Source organism: Streptomyces sp. NPDC048751 (genome assembly GCF_043198595.1).
GTDB lineage: Bacteria > Actinomycetota > Actinomycetes > Streptomycetales > Streptomycetaceae > Streptomyces.
The window spans coordinates 354,658-376,540 of record NZ_JBICUX010000008.1; the positions used below are offsets into that span (position 1 = coordinate 354,658).

The 21,883-nt window shown below is 70.8% G+C and carries 20 protein-coding genes; 18 read left to right on the forward strand and 2 right to left on the reverse strand.

Features of this window, described 5'->3' with window-relative positions:
• Window positions 1-89 precede the first annotated feature (89 nt).
• From ACGFNV_RS26500 to ACGFNV_RS26515, 4 genes are all read left to right on the forward strand, one after another.
• Window positions 90-656 (forward strand): DUF4365 domain-containing protein, encoded by a 567-nt coding sequence (locus tag ACGFNV_RS26500; protein WP_393625478.1) that lies wholly within the window; start codon window positions 90-92, stop codon window positions 654-656.
• Window positions 653-1,879, forward strand: coding sequence for a hypothetical protein (locus ACGFNV_RS26505; protein WP_393625479.1), 1,227 nt, complete (start codon window positions 653-655; stop codon window positions 1,877-1,879). Before ACGFNV_RS26500 ends, ACGFNV_RS26505 begins: the two co-directional genes overlap by 4 nt.
• A 91-nt stretch (window positions 1,880-1,970) precedes the next feature.
• On the forward strand, window positions 1,971-3,947 hold the full coding sequence (thrS, locus tag ACGFNV_RS26510; RefSeq protein WP_393625480.1) for a threonine--tRNA ligase: 1,977 nt from the start codon (window positions 1,971-1,973) through the stop codon (window positions 3,945-3,947).
• A gap of 189 nt (window positions 3,948-4,136) precedes the next feature.
• Complete coding sequence (locus ACGFNV_RS26515; protein ID WP_393625481.1) at window positions 4,137-4,682, forward strand: HIT family protein; 546 nt, start codon at window positions 4,137-4,139, stop codon at window positions 4,680-4,682.
• Between the two features lie 18 nt (window positions 4,683-4,700).
• Here ACGFNV_RS26515 and ACGFNV_RS26520 read toward each other — a convergent pair whose 3' ends face one another.
• Window positions 4,701-6,362 (reverse strand): hypothetical protein, encoded by a 1,662-nt coding sequence (locus tag ACGFNV_RS26520; protein WP_393625482.1) that lies wholly within the window; start codon window positions 6,360-6,362, stop codon window positions 4,701-4,703.
• A gap of 251 nt (window positions 6,363-6,613) precedes the next feature.
• A complete protein-coding gene (locus ACGFNV_RS26525; RefSeq protein ID WP_393625483.1) occupies window positions 6,614-8,812 on the reverse strand; it encodes an elongation factor G-like protein EF-G2 in 2,199 nt (732 codons plus the stop codon).
• 218 nt (window positions 8,813-9,030) lie between these two features.
• Here ACGFNV_RS26525 and pgsA point away from each other — a divergent pair, with 218 nt between their 5' ends.
• The 14 genes from pgsA (at window position 9,031) to ACGFNV_RS26595 (ending at window position 21,735) form a co-directional block, all read left to right on the forward strand.
• Window positions 9,031-9,798 carry a phosphatidylinositol phosphate synthase gene (gene pgsA, locus ACGFNV_RS26530; protein ID WP_393625673.1) on the forward strand — a complete coding sequence of 256 codons (768 nt, stop codon included), beginning with the start codon at window positions 9,031-9,033 and terminating at the stop codon, window positions 9,796-9,798.
• Entirely contained in the window at window positions 9,795-10,730 is a 936-nt protein-coding gene (locus ACGFNV_RS26535) for a phosphatidylinositol mannoside acyltransferase (RefSeq protein WP_393625484.1), read from the forward strand. Before pgsA ends, ACGFNV_RS26535 begins: the two co-directional genes overlap by 4 nt.
• Window positions 10,727-11,932, forward strand: coding sequence for a glycosyltransferase family 4 protein (locus tag ACGFNV_RS26540; RefSeq protein WP_393625485.1), 1,206 nt, complete (start codon window positions 10,727-10,729; stop codon window positions 11,930-11,932). Before ACGFNV_RS26535 ends, ACGFNV_RS26540 begins: the two co-directional genes overlap by 4 nt.
• Before the next feature lie 170 nt (window positions 11,933-12,102).
• Window positions 12,103-12,645 (forward strand): hypothetical protein, encoded by a 543-nt coding sequence (locus ACGFNV_RS26545; protein ID WP_393625486.1) that lies wholly within the window; start codon window positions 12,103-12,105, stop codon window positions 12,643-12,645.
• A 200-nt stretch (window positions 12,646-12,845) separates the two neighbouring features.
• A complete protein-coding gene (gene pdxS, locus ACGFNV_RS26550; RefSeq protein ID WP_234311763.1) occupies window positions 12,846-13,694 on the forward strand; it encodes a pyridoxal 5'-phosphate synthase lyase subunit PdxS in 849 nt (282 codons plus the stop codon).
• 6 nt (window positions 13,695-13,700) lie between these two features.
• Complete coding sequence (gene pdxT / locus ACGFNV_RS26555; protein ID WP_393625487.1) at window positions 13,701-14,309, forward strand: pyridoxal 5'-phosphate synthase glutaminase subunit PdxT; 609 nt, start codon at window positions 13,701-13,703, stop codon at window positions 14,307-14,309.
• A 49-nt stretch (window positions 14,310-14,358) separates the two neighbouring features.
• A complete protein-coding gene (locus tag ACGFNV_RS26560; protein WP_133929482.1) occupies window positions 14,359-15,111 on the forward strand; it encodes a YebC/PmpR family DNA-binding transcriptional regulator in 753 nt (250 codons plus the stop codon).
• 120 nt (window positions 15,112-15,231) lie between these two features.
• Entirely contained in the window at window positions 15,232-15,780 is a 549-nt protein-coding gene (gene ruvC / locus ACGFNV_RS26565) for a crossover junction endodeoxyribonuclease RuvC (protein WP_393625488.1), read from the forward strand.
• Window positions 15,777-16,382, forward strand: a complete 606-nt coding sequence (gene ruvA, locus ACGFNV_RS26570; RefSeq protein ID WP_393625489.1) for a Holliday junction branch migration protein RuvA — start codon at window positions 15,777-15,779, stop codon at window positions 16,380-16,382. Before ruvC ends, ruvA begins: the two co-directional genes overlap by 4 nt.
• 25 nt (window positions 16,383-16,407) lie before the next feature.
• Window positions 16,408-17,478, forward strand: a complete 1,071-nt coding sequence (gene ruvB, locus ACGFNV_RS26575; RefSeq protein ID WP_393625490.1) for a Holliday junction branch migration DNA helicase RuvB — start codon at window positions 16,408-16,410, stop codon at window positions 17,476-17,478.
• 211 nt (window positions 17,479-17,689) lie between these two features.
• Window positions 17,690-18,178 (forward strand): preprotein translocase subunit YajC, encoded by a 489-nt coding sequence (yajC, locus tag ACGFNV_RS26580; RefSeq protein ID WP_393625491.1) that lies wholly within the window; start codon window positions 17,690-17,692, stop codon window positions 18,176-18,178.
• 130 nt (window positions 18,179-18,308) lie between these two features.
• Window positions 18,309-20,093 (forward strand): protein translocase subunit SecD, encoded by a 1,785-nt coding sequence (secD, locus tag ACGFNV_RS26585; protein WP_393625492.1) that lies wholly within the window; start codon window positions 18,309-18,311, stop codon window positions 20,091-20,093.
• 2 nt (window positions 20,094-20,095) lie between these two features.
• Window positions 20,096-21,199, forward strand: coding sequence for a protein translocase subunit SecF (gene secF, locus ACGFNV_RS26590; protein ID WP_393625675.1), 1,104 nt, complete (start codon window positions 20,096-20,098; stop codon window positions 21,197-21,199).
• Complete coding sequence (locus ACGFNV_RS26595) at window positions 21,196-21,735, forward strand: adenine phosphoribosyltransferase (protein WP_133929489.1); 540 nt, start codon at window positions 21,196-21,198, stop codon at window positions 21,733-21,735. Before secF ends, ACGFNV_RS26595 begins: the two co-directional genes overlap by 4 nt.
• Window positions 21,736-21,883: the final 148 nt, after the last annotated feature.

Here is a 21,883-nt window from a genome sequence, read left to right on the forward strand (position 1 = left end):
GTACGCCGGAAGGACACAACAGGAGTACGGGTCTTTGCAGTTCAGCGGCCCGACACGGGGATTCACCTGGCTGGAAAGGCTGTTCCGTCATGGCGATAGCGCAGCCCGAGCGGGGCGGGCTGCTGCCCGAGAGCATGGGCCCTCATCGCGGCACACTCGCCACCACCGCCTGCATGGAGACACTTCAGGTGGGCTACCTGCACGCCGTCGCGGCGGCCGCCGGCTGCTCGCTGTCCCAGCCGTTCCCGGACAACGGCATCGACTGGCACGTCAGCCACAGCGCCCCCGGGCACACCGTCGACGACGAGGTGACCATCAAGGTGCAGCTGAAGGCCACGTACCAGCTCCCGCCCAACCCCGCGGGCCGCACCTTCTCCTTCACGCTCGACAACGACCACCTGAGGAAGCTCGCCCGCACCCCGGTCTCGGTGCACAAGATCCTCGTCGTGATGATCGTCCCCCGCTCCCAGGACCAGTGGCTGCGCGCCGGCCACGACCGGCTCGACCTGCGCCACTGCTGCTACTGGGTCAACCTCGCCGGACACCCGATCACCGGCCGGAACCGGACCACCGTGCGGATACCGACCTCACGCATCTTCGACGACCGGGCCCTGTGCGAGATCATGACGCGGGTCGGGACGGGAGGCAGACCATGACCCACCGCCCCCTCGACGAACCACTCCGGCCGGTCAGCGGGCACCCCGAAGAGGACCAGTGGCACCGGCCCCCCGAGCCCGGCGAGGTCGACCCCGCCGTCCTGAGCACCCTGCTCCGCCGCCACGGCTGGCAGCGCCGCGGCGGCGCCGCCGGACGCTACGGCCGCTGGACCCCGCCGGGGCCGGGCGGCAGCGCCACCAGCCTCCTGGTGCCCGAGAGCCGCGCCTTCCCCGACAGCGACGACCTGCTCGGCGAGGCACTCCTCGCCCTGTCCCGCAGCGGCACGCCCTCCGCGCGCGCGGTGCTCGTCGCGCTGGCCGTGCCGAGCGACGAGATCCACTGGTGGCGGGACGCCCCGGACGGGCCCGCCGGCGCCGCGCCCTGGTCCGTCGAGGAACAACTGCGCGCCGCCGCCCGCCAGATGCTGCTCGCCGGGGCACTCGCCACCCGCGCGCGTGCGGGCTACCACGGCGCGCGCCACCGGCGCACCGCCGCCGAGATGCTGGACGATGTCCTCGTCGGTTCCGCGGCCGGCGGCCGCCGCCTCACGGCCCTGATGCCCGTCGACACCGGCCGCCCGCTCGCCGTCCGTCTCCACCAGGCCCTCTACGCCGCCCGCGAGGCCGTCGACTACCAGCGGGCCACCGGCGGCATGGACGCCTTCGACGGCGCCGTCGAGGCCGGCGTCAGCCGCGAGCTCACCGACGCGCTCATCGCCCTCGTGCGCGGCACCGAGGGCGCCCGGATCGCCGTCGAGTGGGCGCCCGCCGCCGGGGTCCCCGAGGACTGCGCGGCCACCGCCGACCCCGTCGAGTTCTCACCCGGCGACCTCCCCGTGCTGCGCGAGGCCGGGGCCCGCTATCTGCGCGAGGAACCCTCCGTACCGGTGCGGATCACCGGCGCGGTGGTACGGATGCGCAGGTCGGGGCCGCGCGGCGAGGGCTCCGTCAGGCTGCGGGTGCTCGCCGGGGCCGAGGTGCCGTACATACGCCTGACCCTCGACGAGGAGGCGTACCGGATCGCCGGGCACGCGCACCTCGTCGGGCTGCCGGTGAAGGTGCAGGGGCGCCTGGAGCGCAGGGGCGGCTTCCGCAGGCTCACCGGCGCCACCGGGGTCGTACCGGTGCAGGTGGACGAGGCGGAGCGGGACCGGCTCATGAAGTCGGTCCAGGAGAACTCCGAGATCGCGGCCTTCTTCGAGGAGGCCTGCGGAGGGGAGTGATTTCGCCTCGGGTGGTGCGGGGTCGGTACGATCCCCTATTGCGTACGCAATACGTTCAGGGTGCGCTTCCACCTTCAGTCAGGAGAGACCGGTGTCAGACGTCCGTGTGATCATCCAACGCGATTCCGAGCGGGAAGAGCGCACGGTGACGACGGGCACTACGGCCGCGGACCTCTTCGCCGGCGAGCGCTCGATCATCGCCGCGCGGGTGGCCGGTGAGCTGAAGGACCTGTCGTACGCGGTCCTGGAAGGCGACGAGGTCGAGGGCGTCGAGATCTCCTCCGAGGACGGCCTGAACATCCTGCGCCACTCCACCGCGCACGTCATGGCGCAGGCCGTGCAGGAGCTCTTCCCCGAGGCGAAGCTGGGCATCGGCCCTCCCGTCAAGGACGGCTTCTACTACGACTTCGACGTGGCGAAGCCGTTCACGCCCGAGGATCTCAAGGCCATCGAGAAGAAGATGCAGGAGATCCAGAAGCGGGGCCAGAAGTTCGCCCGCCGGGTCGTCACCGACGACGCCGCCCGCGAGGAGCTCGCCGACGAGCCGTACAAGCTGGAGCTGATCGGCCTCAAGGGCTCGGCCTCCTCCGACGACGGCGCGGACGTCGAGGTCGGCGCCGGCGAGCTGACGATCTACGACAACCTGGACGCCAAGACCGGCGACCTGTGCTGGAAGGACCTCTGCCGCGGTCCGCACCTGCCCTCCACCCGGAACATCCCGGCGTTCAAGCTGATGCGCAACGCGGCCGCCTACTGGCGCGGCAGCGAGAAGAACCCGATGCTCCAGCGCATCTACGGCACCGCCTGGCCGACCAAGGACGAGCTGAAGGCGTACCTCGACTTCCTCGCCGAGGCCGAGAAGCGCGACCACCGCAAGCTCGGCAGCGAGCTCGACCTGTTCTCCATCCCGGAGCAGATCGGCTCCGGCCTCGCCGTCTTCCACCCCAAGGGCGGCATCGTCCGCCGGGTCATGGAGGACTACTCGCGGCGCCGCCACGAGGAGGAGGGCTACGAGTTCGTCTACACCCCGCACGCGACGAAGGGGAAGCTCTTCGAGACCTCGGGCCACCTGGACTGGTACGCCGACGGCATGTACCCGCCCATGCAGCTCGACGAGGGCGTGGACTACTACCTCAAGCCCATGAACTGCCCGATGCACAACCTGATCTTCGACGCGCGCGGCCGTTCGTACCGTGAACTGCCGCTGCGGCTCTTCGAGTTCGGGACGGTGTACCGGTACGAGAAGTCGGGCGTCGTGCACGGCCTGACCCGGGCCCGCGGGTTCACGCAGGACGACGCGCACATCTACTGCACCCGCGAGCAGATGTCGGAGGAGCTCGACAAGACGCTCACCTTCGTCCTCGGCCTGCTGCGCGACTACGGCCTGACCGACTTCTACCTGGAGCTCTCCACCAAGGACCCGGAGAAGTTCGTCGGCTCCGACGAGGTCTGGGAGGAGGCCACGGAGACCCTGCGCCAGGTGGCCGAGAAGCAGGGTCTGCCCCTGGTCCCCGACCCGGGTGGCGCCGCCTTCTACGGGCCGAAGATCTCCGTCCAGACCAAGGACGCCATCGGCCGGACCTGGCAGATGTCGACGATCCAGCTCGACTTCAACCTGCCGGAGCGCTTCGACCTGGAGTACACGGGTCCGGACGGCGCCAAGCAGCGCCCGGTCATGATCCACCGCGCCCTGTTCGGCTCGATCGAGCGGTTCTTCGCGGTGCTCCTGGAGCACTACGCCGGCGCGTTCCCGGCGTGGCTGGCGCCGGTGCAGGCGATCGGCATCCCGATCGGCGACGGGCACGTCGAGTACCTGGAGAAGTTCGCCGCCGCGGCGAAGAGGAAGGGTCTGCGCGTCGAGGTGGACTCCTCCTCCGACCGCATGCAGAAGAAGATCCGCAACGCCCAGAAGCAGAAGGTGCCCTTCATGGTCATCGCGGGCGACGAGGACATGTCGAACGGTTCGGTGTCCTTCCGTTACCGCGACGGCTCGCAGGAGAACGGCATCCCCTTCGACGAGGCCATCGAGAAGATCGCGAACGTCGTCGAGGAGCGGACGCAGGTCTGACCAGCAGCGTTTTTGGGGCCCTCGGGGAGTTCAGCTCCCCGAGGGCCGAGCCCGCCCCGAGCGGGATCCCGACCCGGCGCTCCCAGCGCAGCCGTCGGCTGTCGCCGCCCTCGGCCCGGCTCGGCCCGGGGCGGTTCCGCGGGCGCCCCGGCGACACGTCGCGCACGGGCGAAGCCATATGCTGCACGCATGACGAGTGAGCCGGAGCAGCAGTGGGGAGTGGGGACCCAGGACGCGTTCCAGCGTCTGTGGACGCCCCATCGGATGGCCTACATCCAGGGTGAGAACAAGCCGACCGGCCCGGGTGCCGACGACGGCTGCCCCTTCTGCTCCATCCCGGCCAAGTCCGACGAGGACGGGCTGGTCGTCAGGCGCGGTGAGCAGGTGTACGCGGTCCTGAACCTGTACCCGTACAACGGTGGTCATCTGATGACCGTGCCGTACCGCCACGTCGCCGACTACACCGACCTGACGCAGGCGGAGACCGCGGAGCTCGCGGAGCTGACCAAGCAGGCGATGACGGCGCTGCGCACGGCCTCCGGCGCGCACGGGTTCAACATCGGCATGAACCAGGGCTCGGTCGCCGGTGCGGGCATCGCCGCCCACCTCCACCAGCACATCGTCCCGCGGTGGGGCGGCGACACGAACTTCATGCCGGTCGTCGGCCACACCCGGGTGCTGCCGCAGTTGCTGGCGGACACCCGGAAGATGCTGGCGGAGGCCTGGCCCGCGTAACGCGTCCGGGAGGGGGCGTCACGCGTCGTACAGGTCGGCCTTCCTGGGCGAGACGTCCTGCACCGCCGTGCTGAGGAAGGCCGAGCGCGTGCCGAACTTCTCGGTGTTCACGCCGTTCTCCTCCAGCACCTTGATCGCCGCCGCGTGCACGACCCGCAGCACGGGCGTCGCGGCGCGCAGGGCGTCGTCGGCCATGAAGCGGTGCCGCCAGGGCTGGTCGGCCCAGGCGTGCCGCAGGCCGAACGGCTCGGGCAGGCCTATGGAGCCGCCGAGCCAGTTCAGCAGCGGTGGGTACCAGGTGAGCGGCGCCCGGACGGCCAGGCGCACCACCTCGTTGGTGCTGACCAGCGGGAGCTTGATCGTGCGGTTCTCCCACGGCTTGAACTGCTTGGCGACCTCCTTTACCGGCGCCTCCGGCTTGGTGGTGAACAGGGAGTTCACCGGGCCGAGCGCGTGGCCCGTGACCTCGATGCGCAGGGTCGCGTGCAGCACGGTCACGGTGATCATCATGGTGATGACGAGCTGGCCGTCCCACAGCGTCCACTGCACGCCCAGGTAGTGGCGGTCACCGGCGCCGAACTGCTGCTTGTTGCAGATGTCCTGTATGGCGTGCGACTTGACCTGGTAGGCCTCGACGTCGGTGCCCTCCGGGCGGGAGACCGCCTTCGCGCCCTCGCCGATCGGCGTGACGATCCAGTGCCGTATCGAGGGCTTGGGGAAACCGCCGGTGTTGAGCGGGCCGCGTTCCAGCATGCGCAGCTGGTCGTGGATGGAGCGCACGACGTCCCAGCTGCGGAAGGGGTGGATCTCCCGCGTGGGATCGGCCGGCACCAGGTCCTCGGCGAGCTGCCAGGCGCCCCAGCGGGTGCCCATGCCGAGGATGCCCTTGGGACCGGCGTAGAAGACGGAGTTGGACTGCTGCTCGGCGCTGAGCTTGGCCAGGGACTGGCGCAGTTGCTCGGCGGCGGTCTCGCGCGGGCCGGTGGGCACGGCCTCGGGGACCTTGGCGCCGACACTGCTGCCCGACAGGAGGCTGTCCCAGCGTTCGCGCAGGTCCCTGGCGGTGCGCTCGCAGATCTGGCGGGCCCAGAACCAGCCGAGCACCGGCATGACGACCGTCGCGCGCGCGTACCAGGCCCAGAAGCCGGTGAACGGCATCTTGAGCAGGGCGACCACGGCGAGCGCGCCCATGGCGACGAGGAGGGTGGTGCCGAGCGCGGAGGCCCGCTTGTCGTCGCGCCGGTCGATCTGGGTGCGCGCGGTGAACACGAGCAGCCAGACCAGGAATCCGGGCAGGAACAGCAGTCCGCACAGCACGATGACGACGATGAGCCTGTTGTCGCGGTCGCGGCGGATGTTGTTGGCCGCTAGGCAGTGCTCGACCACCACCTGGGGCTCGGTGCCGAAGGACTGGATGAGCGGTTTGCGGCCGCTGCCCAGCATCCGGCCCACCACCGCGCCCGAGAAGGCCTCGCCGAGGTTGGGCCGGAAGATCGAGCCCCATTTGCGGCCGGGGCTCACGGCCGACTGGTGCCACTCGTTGTCGGCCTTCTTGATCTCCTCGACGGGGCTGTCCCGGTAGGCCGCCGAGGCCAGCGCGAAGGTCGCCGTCTGCCCCTCGTCGCCCGTACGCGGCACCTGAGGTCCGAAGATGTCCGCGTAACCGCCGTCAACGGTCATTACCGCCCCCGATCGCCGCCATGCTCGCTCCTGCGGCCTTCCCGACTTCCGTGCTCCGCACACCTGTTGATCAGGTCATCAGCGTATCCGCAGGCACCGACATCCGTCTGCGGGCGGTCCAAGCCGTTGGCAGAGACGGAAGGAAGCGTTCCCCGCGGGCGACTTGCGCGCGCCGGGCGCCAACCACGAGACGGCGCGCGCCCCTTCTTGACGAAGCGGCGCGCGCCACCGTACTGCCCCCTCCGAACTCCCTACGAGGCGGCGCGTTCCTCGCCCCGGAGTCGTTCCGCGACCTGCGGCGGCATCGGCTCGTGCCGTGCGTACGCGCGGTTGAAGCGGGCGGTGCCGTGCGAGAGGGAGCGCAGGTCGACGGCGTACCGGCCGATCTCGATCTCCGGCACCTCGGCGCGGATCAGGGTGCGTGCGCCGCTGGTCTGCTCGGTGCCGAGCACCCGGCCGCGCCGCCCGGACAGGTCGCTCATCACGGCGCCCACGTAGTCGTCCCCGACGAGGACGCTCACCTCGGCGACCGGCTCCAGCAGATGGATCCTCGCGTCGGCCGCCGCCTCCCGCAGCGCGAGCGCGCCGGCCGTCTGGAACGCGGCGTCGGAGGAGTCCACGGAGTGCGCCTTGCCGTCAAGGAGCGTGATCCGCACGTCGACCAGCGGGTAGCCCGCGGCAACTCCCCTGGCCGCCTGGGCCCTTACGCCCTTCTCGACCGACGGGATGAACTGCCGCGGCACCGCGCCGCCGACGACCTTGTCCACGAACTCGATGCCCGAGCCGCCCGGCAGCGGCTCCACCTCGATCTCGCAGATGGCGTACTGGCCGTGCCCGCCGGACTGTTTGACGTGCCGGCCGCGTCCGGCGGACGGGCCCGCGAACGTCTCCCGGAGGGAGACCTTGTGCGGGACGACGTCGACCTGGACGCCGTAGCGGCTGCGCAGCCGTTCCAGGGCGACGTCCGCGTGCGCCTCGCCGAGGCACCACAGGACCACCTGGTGGGTGTGCTGGTTCTGTTCGAGCCGCATCGTCGGGTCCTCGGCGACCAGCCGGCTCAGGCCCTGGGAGAGTTTGTCCTCGTCCGGTTTGCTGTGCGCCTGGATGGCGAGCGGGAGCAGCGGGTCGGGCATCTGCCAGGGCTCCATCAGGAGCGGGTCGTCCTTGCCGGAGAGGGTGTCGCCGGTCTCCGCGCGGCCCAGCTTCGCCACGCACGCCAGGTCGCCCGCGATGCAGTGGGTCAGCGGTCGCTGCTGTTTGCCGAAGGGCGCGGACAGGGCGCCGATGCGTTCGTCGACGTCGTGGTCCTCGTGGCCGCGGTCGGCCAGACCGTGCCCGGAGACGTGGACCGTCTCGTCGGAGTGCAGGGTGCCGGAGAAGACGCGGACGAGCGAGACACGGCCGACGTACGGGTCGGAGGAGGTCTTCACGACCTCCGCGACGAGCGGTCCCTCGGGGTCGCAGAGCTTCAGCTCGCGCGGCTTGCCGTCGACGGTGGTGACCTGGGGAGCCTCGCGTTCCAGGGGGGTCGGGAAGCCCCTGGTGACCAGTTCGAGCACCTCGACCGTGCCGAGGCCCTGGCGGGCGCCGTCGGCCGCGGGGGCGGCGGCCAGGACCGGGAAGAACGTGCCGCGCGCGACGGCCCGCTCCAGGTCCTCCACGAGCGTCCTGAAGTCGATCTGCTCGCCGCCGAGGTAGCGGTCCATGAGGGTCTCGTCCTCGCTCTCGGCGATGATCCCCTCGATGAGCCGGTTGCGGGCCTCCTCGATGCCGGGCAGCTGGTCCTCGCCGGGTTCGGACTCCTTGCGCTCACCGGAGGAGTAGTCGAACAGCTTCTGCGACAGCAGCCCGGTCAGGCCGGTCACGGGCGCGTGCCCGTCGGGTCCCTGGGGGCCGCGCAGCGGCAGGTACAGGGGCAGCACGGCGTCGGGGTCGTCGCCGCCGAAGGCCTCGGCGCAGTGCCGTGTCATGTCCTCGAAGTCCGCGCGGGCGGACTCCAGGTGCGTGACGACGATCGCGCGGGGCATGCCGACGGCCGCGCACTCCTCCCACACCATGCGGGTCGAGCCGTCCACGCCGTCCGACGCCGAGACGACGAAGAGGGCGGCGTCCGCGGCGCGCAGACCTGCCCTGAGCTCGCCGACGAAGTCGGCGTATCCGGGGGTGTCCAGAAGGTTGATCTTGATGCCGTCCCATTCGACGGGCACCAGGGACAGCTGCACCGACCGCTGCTGGCGGTGCTCGATGTCGTCGTAGTCGGAGACGGTGCCGCCGTCCTCCACGCGGCCCGCCCGGTTCACCGCTCCCGCCGTGAGCGCGAGAGCCTCCACCAGAGTCGTCTTGCCCGATCCGCTGTGGCCGACCAGCACCACATTCCGTACGGACGCGGGGTGGTCGGCCGCCGTAGCCCTGCCGGCGGCTCCGGGGTGTGCGTTCGCCTTGTCGCCCATGATCCTGCCTCCCGTGCACGGTGAGGTCACTGTGGGCGCGGACATGCGGACCCGCGTGCGATTGGCGGCTCCGGTGACGCCCGCGGTCCTTCGAGCTTTCCACTGTCGTCACGGTGCGTCCATACGAAGGACGCGATCGCGCCGTGACCCGGATGCCGTCAGGCCGTGACCCGGGGCTCCGGGTGCCCGACGGCCGCAGGCGCGGGCTCGTGGCTACGATGGGCCAGCCGGGGGCCAGCAGGGGCCGACCGGCGACACCGACCGTCGGGAAGGCCATGCTGAACAAGTACGCGCGTGCATTCTTCACGCGTGTCCTCACACCGTTCGCCGCGTTTCTCATCCGGCGGGGCGTCAGCCCCGACGCCGTCACGCTCATCGGTACCGCAGGCGTGATGGCGGGGGCGCTGGTCTTCTACCCCCAGGGCGAGTTCTTCTGGGGCACGGTCGTGATCACGCTCTTCGTCTTCTCCGACCTGGTCGACGGCAACATGGCCCGTCAGCTCGGCCGCTCCAGCCGCTGGGGCGCCTTCCTCGACTCCACCCTGGACCGGGTCGCCGACGGCGCCATCTTCGGCGGCTTCATCCTCTGGTACGCCGGTGGGGGCGACGACCTCGTCCTGTGCGCCGTCTCGATCTTCTGCCTGGCCAGCGGCCAGGTGGTGTCGTACACCAAGGCCCGGGGCGAGTCGATCGGCCTGCCGGTCGCCGTCAACGGCCTCGTCGAGCGCGCCGAGCGCCTGGTGATCTCGCTGGTCGCGGCCGGCTTCGCGGGTCTGCACAAGTTCGGGGTACCCGGCATCCAGTACCTGCTGCCGATCGCCCTGTGGATCGTCGCCGTCGGCAGCCTGGTCACGCTGATCCAGCGGGTCGTCACGGTCCGTCGCGAGTCGGCCGAGGCGGAGGCCGCGGCGGCCGCCGAGGAGAACTCGTCCCAGGGGAACGCGTCCCGGGGGAACGCGTCCCGGGGGAGCGAGGCAGCGAAGTGAGCGCGAAGGATCGGCTCACCGACGCCCTGTACGGCGCCGGCTGGGGCATGGTCAAGAAGCTCCCCGAGCCGGTCGCCGTACGGCTCGGCCAGTCCATCGCCGACCTCGCCTGGAAACGGCGCGGCAAGGGCGTACGACGGCTGGAGAGCAACTACGCGCGCGTGGTGCCCGACGCGGGCCCCGAGCGTCTCGCCGAACTCTCCCGCGCGGGCATGCGCTCCTATCTGCGCTACTGGATGGAGTCCTTCCGGCTCCCGGCCTGGAGCGCCGAGCGCGTCAAGGGTGGCTTCGAGCCGAAGGACCTGCACCACCTGACGGATGGCCTCGCCTCCGGCCGGGGAGTGATCCTCGCGCTGCCGCACCTGGCCAACTGGGATCTCGCCGGCGCCTGGGTCACCACCAAGCTGGAGACCCCCTTCACGACGGTCGCCGAACGCCTGAAGCCGGAGACCCTGTACGACCGTTTCGTCGCCTACCGCGAGGGCCTGGGCATGGAGGTCCTCCCGCACAGCGGCGGCACCGCCTTCGGCACGCTGGCCCAGCGGCTGCGGGCCGGCGGCCTGGTCTGCCTGGTCGCCGACCGTGACCTGTCCGCCTCGGGCGTAGAGGTGAAGTTCTTCGGCGAGACGGCCCGGATGCCCGCGGGCCCCGCCCTCCTCGCCCAGCAGACGGGGGCGCTCCTGCTCCCCGTCACGCTCTGGTACGACGACTCGCCCGTCATGCAGGGTCGTGTGCACCCCCCGATCGAGGTACCCGAGGCAGGTAACCGGGCCGAGAAGACGTCTGTCATGACACAGGCGCTGGCAGACGCCTTCGCCACGGGGATCGCCGACCATCCGGAGGACTGGCACATGCTGCAGCGCTTGTGGCTCGCTGATCTCGACCCCGCGTCTTCTCCCGGCGGAGCCGCTTCTCCCGGAGGGGCCGCGTGAGAATCGGCATCGTCTGCCCGTACTCCTGGGACGTGCCGGGCGGCGTCCAGTTCCACATCCGCGACCTCGCCGAGTACTTCATCCGCCTCGGCCACGAGGTGTCCGTCCTCGCCCCCGCCGACGACGACACCCCCCTCCCGCCCTACGTCGTCTCCGCCGGCCGGGCCGTGCCGGTGCCCTACAACGGCTCGGTGGCCCGCCTGAACTTCGGTTTCCTGAGCGCCGCGCGGGTGCGGCGCTGGCTGCACGACGGCAAGTTCGACGTGATCCACATCCACGAGCCGACGTCGCCGTCCCTCGGCCTGCTGACCTGCTGGGCGGCCCAGGGGCCGATCGTGGCCACCTTCCACACGTCCAACCCGCGCTCGCGCGCCATGATCGCCGCGTACGCCATCCTCCAGGCGGCCCTGGAGAAGATCAACGCCCGGATCGCGGTGAGCGAGTACGCGCGCCGCACCCTGGTCGAGCACCTCGGCGGCGACGCGGTCGTCATCCCGAACGGCGTGGACGTCGACTTCTTCGCCCGGGCCGAGCCCAAGCCCGAGTGGCAGGGCGACACCATCGGCTTCATCGGCCGCATCGACGAGCCCCGCAAGGGCCTGCCCGTGCTGATGCGGGCCCTGCCCCGCATCCTCGCCGAGCGCCCGCAGACCCGCCTCCTGGTCGCCGGACGCGGAGACGAGGAGGAGGCCGTCGAGTCCCTCCCCGCCGAACTCCGCCCCCGCGTGGAGTTCCTCGGCATGATCAGCGACGAGGACAAGGCCCGCTTCCTGCGCAGCGTCGACCTCTACGTGGCGCCCAACACCGGCGGCGAGAGCTTCGGCATCATCCTCGTCGAGGCCATGTCAGCCGGCGCCCCCGTCCTCGCCTCCGACCTCGACGCCTTCGCCCAGGTCCTCGATCAGGGCGCCGCCGGTGAACTCTTCACCAACGAGGACGCGAACGCCCTGGCCGCGGCGGCGGTAAGGCTGCTCGGGGACCCGGAGAGGCGTGCCGAACTGCGCGAACGGGGGAGCGCCCACGTACGACGCTTCGACTGGTCGACGGTCGGAGCGGACATCCTCTCGGTGTACGAGACAGTGACGGCCGGAGCGGCAGCGGTGGCAGCGGCGGACGACGACCGCACACCGGGCCTGCGGGGCCGGTTCGGCTGGCGAGGGACTGAGGATCCAGGGCTGACGGGACCGAGGATCAAGGGCTGACGGTGCTTTTTCAGCCGACGTCAGGCACATCCAGCCCGTCCGGCGCTTGAGGACGAGGCCGTCCAGGCCGAAGCGGGGGCCTGGGGGCGGCAGCCCCCAGCAGGCCCGGCACCAACGCCCCGCACAACCCACGGCCACCCCGGCGGAGCGCCCCGGTAGCCTTGCGGCCCGTGACCGCAACCCTCATCTGGATCCTCGTCGTCCTCGCCGCGATCGGCCTGTACCTCAGCTGGACGGCGGGGCGACTGGACCGGCTGCACGCCCGGATCGACGCCGCCCGTGCATCCCTGGACGCGCAACTGCTGCGCCGGGCCTCCGTGGCGCAGGAATTGGCCACCTCGGGGGTGCTCGACCCGGCCGCCTCGATCGTGCTGTACGAGGCGGCGCACGCCGCCCGGCAGGCCGAGGAGGAGCAGCGGGAGGTCGCCGAGAGCGAGCTGAGCCAGGCACTGCGCGCGGTGTTCGCCGATCGGCAGCAGGTGGAGGTGGTCCGCGAGGCCCCGGGCGGAGAGGCGGCGGCCCGCGAGCTCACGGAGGCCGTGAGGCGCGTCCCGATGGCCCGGCGCTTCCACAACGACGCGGTGGGGGCGGCCCGCAGGCTGCGGGAGCACCGCAAGGTGCGCTGGTTCCGGCTGGCCGGTCACGCCCCGTTCCCGCTGGCCTTCGAGATGGACGACGAGCCCCCGACGGCGCTGGCGGAACGGGCCGCCTAGCCCGGGGCCGCAGCCGCGCCAGGCGCCCACGGCCGAAAAACGATCCACCGGGTCACCATTGGCCCTTGCTGTGGCCTGCTCCCCTCACGTTTCCTCGGTGTTTGCACAAGCCCTCTTCCACCGAGCGAGGTCAACCCGTGTCCAGCACGCTCTCCGACAACCAGACTCCCGAGACCGGCACCGCGCGCGTGAAGCGCGGCATGGCCGAGCAGCTCAAGGGCGGCGTCATCATGGACGTCGTCACGCCGGAGCAGGCGAAGATCGCCGAGGACGCGGGCGCCGTCGCCGTCATGGCCCTGGAGCGGGTCCCGGCCGACATCCGCAAGGACGGCGGCGTGGCCCGTATGTCCGACCCGGACATGATCGAGGGCATCATCGAGGCCGTCTCGATCCCGGTCATGGCCAAGTCCCGCATCGGCCACTTCGTCGAGGCCCAGGTCCTGCAGTCCCTCGGCGTCGACTACATCGACGAGTCCGAGGTCCTCACCCCGGCCGACGAGGTCAACCACTCCGACAAGTGGGCCTTCACGACCCCCTTCGTCTGCGGCGCCACCAACCTGGGCGAGGCCCTGCGCCGTATCGCCGAGGGCGCCGCGATGATCCGCTCCAAGGGCGAGGCCGGCACCGGCAACGTCGTCGAGGCCGTCCGTCACCTGCGCCAGATCAAGAACGAGATCGCCAAGCTGCGCGGCTTCGACAACAACGAGCTGTACGCCGCCGCCAAGGAGCTGCGCGCCCCGTACGAGCTGGTCAGGGAGGTCGCCGAGCTGGGCAAGCTCCCGGTGGTGCTGTTCTCCGCCGGTGGTGTCGCCACCCCGGCCGACGCCGCCCTGATGCGGCAGCTCGGCGCCGAGGGCGTCTTCGTCGGCTCCGGCATCTTCAAGTCCGGCGACCCGGCCAAGCGCGCCGCCGCCATCGTCAAGGCGACCACCTTCTACGACGACCCGAAGATCATCGCGGACGCCTCCCGCAACCTGGGCGAGGCCATGGTCGGCATCAACTGCGACACCCTGCCCGAGACCGAGCGCTACGCGAACCGGGGCTGGTAAGCACCCATGAGCGACACCCCCGTCATCGGCGTCCTGGCCCTCCAGGGCGACGTACGGGAGCACCTCGTCGCCCTGGCCGCGGCCGACGCCGTGGCCAGGCCGGTGCGGCGCCCCGAAGAGCTCGCCGAGGTCGACGGACTCGTCCTGCCCGGCGGTGAGTCCACCACGATCTCCAAGCTGGCCATCCTCTTCGGAGTGATGGAACCCCTCCGCGCGCGCGTGCGGGCCGGCATGCCGGTCTACGGCACCTGCGCGGGCATGATCATGCTGGCCGACAAGATCCTCGACCCGCGCTCGGGCCAGGAGACCGTCGGCGGCATCGACATGATCGTGCGCCGCAACGCCTTCGGACGGCAGAACGAGTCCTTCGAGGCGGCGGTCGAGGTCAGGGGAGTCGAGGGCGCCCCCGTGGAGGGCGTCTTCATCCGCGCCCCCTGGGTCGAGTCCGTCGGTGCCGGGGCCGAGGTGCTCGCCGAGCACGAGGGCCACATCGTCGCGGTCCGTCAGGGCAACGCGCTGGCCACGTCGTTCCACCCGGAGCTGACCGGCGACCACCGCGTGCACTCCCTGTTCGTCGACATGGTGCGCGCCAACCGTGGGCCGGAGTCCTTGTAGGATCTCTGGGGTTCGGTACTGAGATGGGTTACGCGAAGGAGACAGGCAGATGTCCGGCCACTCTAAATGGGCCACGACGAAGCACAAGAAGGCCGTCATCGATGCCAAGCGCGGCAAGCTCTTCGCGAAGCTGATCAAGAACATCGAGGTCGCGGCCCGCATGGGCGGTGTCGACATCGAGGGCAACCCGACTCTCTACGACGCCATCCAGAAGGCGAAGAAGCAGTCGGTCCCGAACAAGAACATCGACTCCGCGGTCAAGCGCGGAGGCGGACTCGAGGCCGGCGGTGCCGACTACGAGACGATCATGTACGAGGGTTACGGGCCGAACGGTGTCGCGGTGCTCATCGAGTGCCTCACCGACAACCGCAACCGCGCCGCCTCCGAGGTCCGCGTCGCGATGACCCGCAACGGCGGCTCCATGGCCGACCCGGGCTCCGTGTCGTACCTCTTCAACCGCAAGGGCGTCGTCATCGTCCCCAAGGGCGAGCTGACCGAGGACGACGTCCTCGGCGCCGTCCTGGACGCGGGTGCCGAGGAAGTCAACGACCTCGGCGAGTCCTTCGAGGTGCTCAGCGAGGCCACCGACCTCGTCGCGGTCCGCACCGCGCTGCAGGACGCCGGGATCGACTACGACTCCGCCGAGGCCAACTTCGTCCCGACCATGCAGGTCGAGCTGGACGAGGAGGGCGCCAAGAAGATCTTCAAGCTGATCGACGCGCTCGAGGACAGCGACGACGTCCAGAACGTCTTCGCCAACTTCGACGTCAGCGACGAGGTCATGGCGAAGGTGGACGCCTGAGCCCACGCTCGCACCGCGAACGGGCCGACGGGACACACCCGTCGGCCCGTCGCCATGTCAGGCGTTGTCAGTGGGACCCGATAGCCTGCACAAACAGGTGATCGAGCGGGAGGGGGCGCGGTGCGCGTACTCGGGGTGGACCCCGGTCTGACGCGGTGCGGTGTCGGCGTCGTCGAGGGGGTCGCCGGGCGGCCGCTCAGCATGCTCGGCGTCGGTGTCGTCCGCACGCCGGCGGACGCCGAGCTGGGGCAGCGTCTCGTCGCCGTGGAGCAGGGCATAGAACAGTGGCTGGACGAGCACCGGCCCGAATTCGTCGCCGTGGAGCGGGTGTTCAGCCAGCACAACGTGCGTACGGTCATGGGCACCGCCCAGGCCAGCGCCGTCGCCATGCTCTGTGCCGCCCGCCGCGGCATCCCCGTCGCCCTGCACACACCCAGCGAGGTCAAGGCCGCCGTCACCGGCAGCGGCCGCGCCGACAAGGCCCAGGTCGGTGCCATGGTCACCCGCCTGCTGAGGCTCGACGCGCCCCCGAAGCCCGCCGACGCCGCCGACGCCCTCGCGCTCGCCATCTGCCACATCTGGCGCGCACCCGCCCAGAACCGACTCCAGCAGGCCGTCGCCCTGCACGCCGGCAAAGCAACGCTCCCATCGAAAGGCCGTACGGCATGATCGCCTTCGTCAGCGGCCCGGTCGCCGCCCTCGCCCCCGACTCCGCGGTGGTCGAGGTGGGCGGGATCGGCATCGCCGTCCAGTGCACGCCCAACACCCTCTCCGGGCTGCGCAAGGGACAGCAGACCAAGCTCGCCACCTCCCTGGTCGTCCGCGAGGACTCGCTGACCCTGTACGGCTTCGCCGACGACGACGAGCGGCAGACCTTCGAACTGCTCCAGACCGCGAGCGGCGTCGGCCCCCGCCTGGCCCAGGCGATGCTGGCGGTGCACTCGCCGGACGCGTTGCGCCGGGCCGTGGCCACCGGTGACGAAAAGGCGCTGACCGCCGTCCCCGGCATCGGCAAGAAGGGCGCCCAGAAGCTGCTCCTGGAACTGAAGGACCGCCTGGGCGAGCCCCTCGGCGCGCCCGCGATCGGCGCCCCGGTCACACAGGGCTGGCGCGACCAGCTGCACGCGGCACTGATCGGGCTGGGGTACGCGACCCGCGAGGCCGACGAGGCCGTGACCGCCGTGGCCCCGCAGGCCGAGGCCGCAGAGGGAACGCCCCAGGTCGGGCAGCTCCTGAAGGCGGCCCTGCAGACCCTGAACCGCGCCCGCTGACCCCCCGACCCCCGAGGCATACGCAATGAACTGGGACGACACGACCGACACCTCCGCCCCCGAGCGGCTGGTCGGCGCGTCCGCCGACGGCGAGGACCAGGCCGTGGAGGCCGCCCTGCGCCCCAAGGACCTGGACGAGTTCATCGGCCAGGAGAAGGTCCGCGAACAGCTCGACCTCGTCCTGCGCGCCGCACGCGCGCGCGGCGCCACCGCCGACCACGTGCTGCTCTCCGGCGCCCCGGGCCTCGGCAAGACCACCCTGTCGATGATCATCGCGGCGGAGATGGGCGCCCCGATCCGCATCACCTCCGGCCCCGCCATCCAGCACGCCGGCGACCTCGCGGCGATCCTGTCCTCCCTCCAGGAGGGCGAGGTCCTCTTCCTCGACGAGATCCACCGCATGTCGCGGCCCGCCGAGGAGATGCTCTACATGGCGATGGAGGACTTCCGCGTCGACGTCATCGTCGGCAAGGGCCCCGGCGCCACGGCCATCCCCCTCGAACTGCCCCCCTTCACCCTGGTCGGCGCCACCACCCGCGCGGGCCTGCTGCCGCCCCCGCTGCGCGACCGCTTCGGCTTCACCGCCCACATGGAGTTCTACGAACCCGCCGAACTCCAGCGCGTCATCCACCGCTCGGCCAACCTCCTCGACGTCGAGATCGACACCGACGGCGCCGCCGAGATCGCCGGCCGCTCGCGCGGCACGCCCCGCATCGCCAACCGCCTGCTGCGCCGGGTGCGCGACTACGCCCAGGTCAAGGCCGACGGCGTCATCACGCCTGAGATCGCGGGAGCCGCCCTCGCCGTCTACGAGGTCGACGCCCGAGGGCTCGACCGTCTGGACCGCGCCGTGCTGGAGGCCCTGCTGAAACTGTTCGGCGGCGGCCCGGTCGGCCTGTCGACGCTGGCCGTCGCGGTGGGGGAGGAGCGCGAGACCGTCGAGGAGGTCGCCGAGCCCTTCCTGGTCCGGGAGGGCCTACTGGCCCGTACGCCGCGCGGACGGGTGGCGACCCCGGCCGCATGGGCGCATCTCGGCCTCACCCCGCCCCGCTCCGCCGCCGCCGGAAACGGACAACAGGACCTGTTCGGGACGTGACGGCTTCCGCCGCCGGCAAAGCACCTGGCCGTACAGTGGTCAGGACATCGTCGGGACATTGGCCGGGTCAGGAACCCGGGTGCCGTGCTGAGCGTTGTTCCTTGCACGCGGACTCGCTTAGACTCCGCCGATGCCGCCTTTGTCGGCGGCACCCACACCCCCAACCATCAGGCCGCTCATCATCGCGGTCACGTGAAGGAAGTACCGACCCGTGAGTCTCGTGACCCTCCTCCCGTTCATCGTGCTCATCGGGGCCATGTTCCTGATGACCCGGTCGGCGAAGAAGAAGCAGCAGCAGGCCGCCGACATGCGCAACCAGATGCAGCCCGGCAGCGGAATCCGCACCATCGGGGGCATGTACGCGACGGTGAAGGAAGTCAACGAGGACACGGTCCTCGTCGACGCCGGCCCGGGTGTGGAACTGCTGTTCGCGAAGAACGCCATCGGCGCCGTGCTGACCGACGACGAGTACAACCGCATCGTCCACGGCGTCGAGCACGACCTGAAGTCCGACACCGACCTCGTCCCGGACGACGCCTCCTCCCTCACCGAGACCGACGGCTCCGCCGACGAAGCTGCCGCCGCCTCCGACGACAAGTCCGTCGACCTCGGCAAGAAGGACAAGGCCGAGGAGACGCCCGCCGAGGCCAAGGCCGACGAAGAGCCGAAGAAGACCGACGGCGACTCCGAAGCGAAGTAGTCATGTCCCGGGGCGCGCGGGCCGGTTTCGCGCGCCCCATGACGTGCCTCCCGCAGGGGATCCCGACACCATGTCATGGCCGCCACCGCGCTGACCCGGCGCCGGGCGGCCCGAGAGGGAGTACGAGAAGGTGGCAGCACCCAAGAAGGGCCGGAGCGCGAGCGCCCAGAGCAAACCAGGGCGCTCACTGGCCCTGATCCTGATCGCCATCGCGGCGCTCACCGGCGGCATGTTCGCCGCCGGGCACACGACTCCGCGTCTCGGCATCGACCTCGCCGGTGGTACCAGCATCACGCTGGAGGCGAAGGCCGACCAGGGGTCCGCGATCAACAAGGCCAACATGGACACCGCGGTCGAGATCATGAACCGCCGTGTCAACGGCCTGGGCGTCTCCGAGGCGGAGGTGCAGACCCAGGGCGACCGCAACATCATCGTGAACATCCCCAAGGGCACCAACTCCAAGGAAGCCCGGGACCAGGTCGGCACCACCGCGAAGCTGTACTTCCGTCCGGTCCTCGCCCAGGACGCGACCGGTTCGGCGGCGAACCCCTCGCCGAGCCCCTCCGCGAGCGGCTCGTCCAGCGCGTCCCCGAGCCCCTCCACCAGCGCCTCTCCGAAGGAGAAGGCGTCCTCCTCCGCATCGCCCTCCCCGTCGGCCTCCGCCACCTCGCAGGGCCGCTCCGTCACCGACGCCCTGAAGGCCGACTCCACCCCGTCGGCGTCCGCGTCGGCCAGTGGCAAGTCCTCTCCCAGCCCCTCCGCCTCGGCGAGCGGCGGCGCCGGCAACGACGCCACCGCCAAGCTCCAGGCCGAGTACGCCGCGCTGGACTGCTCCAAGGAGTCGGCCCGCGCCACCGCCGGCAAGAACGCCAAGCCGGGCGACCCGACCGTGGCCTGCGGTCAGGTCGACAAGGTCTGGTACAAGTACGTGCTCGGCCCGGCCGCCGTCGACGGCACCGAGGTGAAGAAGGCCTCGGCGGTCTTCGACACCCAGACGGCCGCCGGCTGGCAGGTCAACATGACCTTCACCGGCAAGGGCGCGAAGAAGTTCGGCGACGTCACCGGCGAGCTCGCGAAGAACCCGTCCCCGCCGCAGAACGAGTTCGGCATCGTCCTCGACGGCGAGGTCGTCTCCAGCCCGACCGTCAGGACGGCCATCACCGGCGGCCAGGCCCAGATCTCCGGCAGCTTCACGCAGGAAGAGGCCCAGAACCTCGCCAACATGCTGTCGTACGGCGCGCTCCCGCTCTCCTTCAAGGAGCAGAGTGTGACCACGGTGACCGCGGCCCTCGGCGGTGAGCAGCTGCACGCCGGCCTCCTCGCCGGCGCGATCGGCCTGGCCCTGGTCGTGATCTACCTGGTGGCCTACTACCGCGGCCTGTCGATGATCGCGATCGCCTCGCTGCTCGTCTCCGCGGCCCTCACCTACGTGATCATGTCGCTGCTCGGCCCGGCCATCAACTTCGCGCTGAACCTGCCGGCCGTCTGCGGTGCGATCGTCGCCATCGGTATCACCGCCGACTCGTTCATCGTGTACTTCGAACGCATCCGGGACGAGATCCGCGAGGGCCGCACCCTGCGCCCCGCTGTCGAGCGGGCCTGGCCGCGCGCCCGGCGCACCATCCTGGTCTCCGACTTCGTGTCGTTCCTCGCCGCCGCGGTGCTGTTCATCGTCACCGTCGGCAAGGTCCAGGGCTTCGCGTTCACGCTGGGTCTGACCACCGTCCTCGACGTCGTCGTGGTCTTCTTCTTCACCAAGCCGCTGATGACGCTGCTGGCCCGCCGCAAGTTCTTCGCGGACGGCCACAAGTGGTCCGGCCTCGACCCGAAGAGCCTGGGTGCCAAGCCGCCGCTGCGCCGTACCCGCCGTCCCGCCGGTCCCGCCGCCGGCCCCGTCGAGACGAAGGAGGCGTGAGCGTGTCGAAACTCGGCAGCCTCGGCGCCCGTCTGCACCGTGGTGAGATCAGCTACGACTTCATCGGCCACCGCAAGCTCTGGTACGGCATCTCGATCCTGATCACCATCACGGCCATCCTCGGCCTGACGGTGCGCGGCCTGAACATGGGCATCGACTTCCAGGGCGGCGCCGTCTTCACCACCCCGAAGACCAGCGTCTCCGTCTCCCAGGCGGAGGACTACGCGCGGGACGCGTCCGGCCATGACGCCGTCGTGCAGAAGCTCGGCAACGACACACTGCGCATCCAGATCGCCGGCATGGACACCCAGCAGTCCGACGAGATCAAGGACAAGCTCGCCGCCGACTTCAAGGTCGACTCCGAGAAGATCGCCGCCGACCTCGTCGGTCCCAGCTGGGGCGACCAGATCGCCAACAAGGCCTGGCAGGGCCTGGCGATCTTCATGGTCCTGGTCGTGATCTACCTGGCGATCGCGTTCGAGTGGCGCATGGCCATCGCGGCGCTCGTCGCCCTGATCCACGACATCACCATCACCGTCGGCATCTACGCCCTCGTCGGCTTCGAGGTCACGCCGGGCACGGTCATCGGTCTGCTGACGATCCTCGGTTACTCGCTCTACGACACGGTCGTCGTCTTCGACAGCCTCAAGGAGCAGACGAAGGACCTCACCAAGCAGACCCGCTTCACCTACAGCGACGTCGCCAACCGCTCCATCAACGGCACCCTGGTCCGCTCCATCAACACCACGGTGGTCGCGCTGCTGCCGGTGGCGGGCCTGCTGTTCATCGGTGGCGGTGTGCTCGGCGCGGGCACGCTCAACGACATCTCCCTGTCGCTGTTCGTCGGCCTCGCGGCCGGTGCCTACTCCTCGATCTTCATCGCCACCCCGCTCGTCGCCGACCTCAAGGAGCGCGAGCCGCAGATGAAGGCCCTCAAGAAGCGCGTCCTGGCCAAGCGTGCCCAGGCCACCGCCGACGAGGAGATCGCGGAGTCCCGCTCGTACGCCGACGACGCCGACGACGCCACTCCCGCGGTCGTCGGGCCCCGTAACCAGCCCGCCGCCCGCAACCGCGGCCGCGGCCGACCCTCCGGGAAGCGCCGATGACCGACATCAAGGAACTGCTGCTCAGCCGCATCCGTGACGTCGCGGACTACCCGGAGCCGGGCGTGATGTTCAAGGACATCACCCCGCTCCTGGCGGACCCGGGGGCGTTCACCGCCCTCACCGACGCGTTCGCGGAGATCGCCGAGCGTACCGGCGCCACCAAGGTCGTCGGCCTGGAGGCCCGGGGCTTCATCCTGGGCGCCCCGGTCGCCGTCCGCGCGGGCCTCGGCTTCATCCCCGTACGCAAGGCGGGCAAGCTCCCCGGTGCCACCCTCGGCCAGGCGTACGACCTGGAGTACGGCTCCGCCGAGATCGAGGTCCACGCGGAGGACCTCGCGGCGGACGATCGCGTGCTGGTGGTGGATGACGTGCTGGCCACCGGCGGCACCGCCGAGGCCTCGATCCAGCTCATCCACCGCGCGGGCGCCCAGGTCGCGGGTGTCGCCGTCCTGATGGAGCTCAGCTTCCTCGACGGCCGCGCCCGGCTGGAGGCGGCCCTCGACGGAGCGCCGCTGGAGTCGCTGCTCACGATCTGACCACCGGCAGAACGATCCGACCACCGGCACGCAACGGTCCGATCACCGGCACGAAAGCCCAGCGCAAGGCGCGGTACACCGCGAAGGCGGACCCGGAGGAATCCGGCGTCCGCCTCTTGTGTTTCTCCGGTAGACGGCCCTCACATCG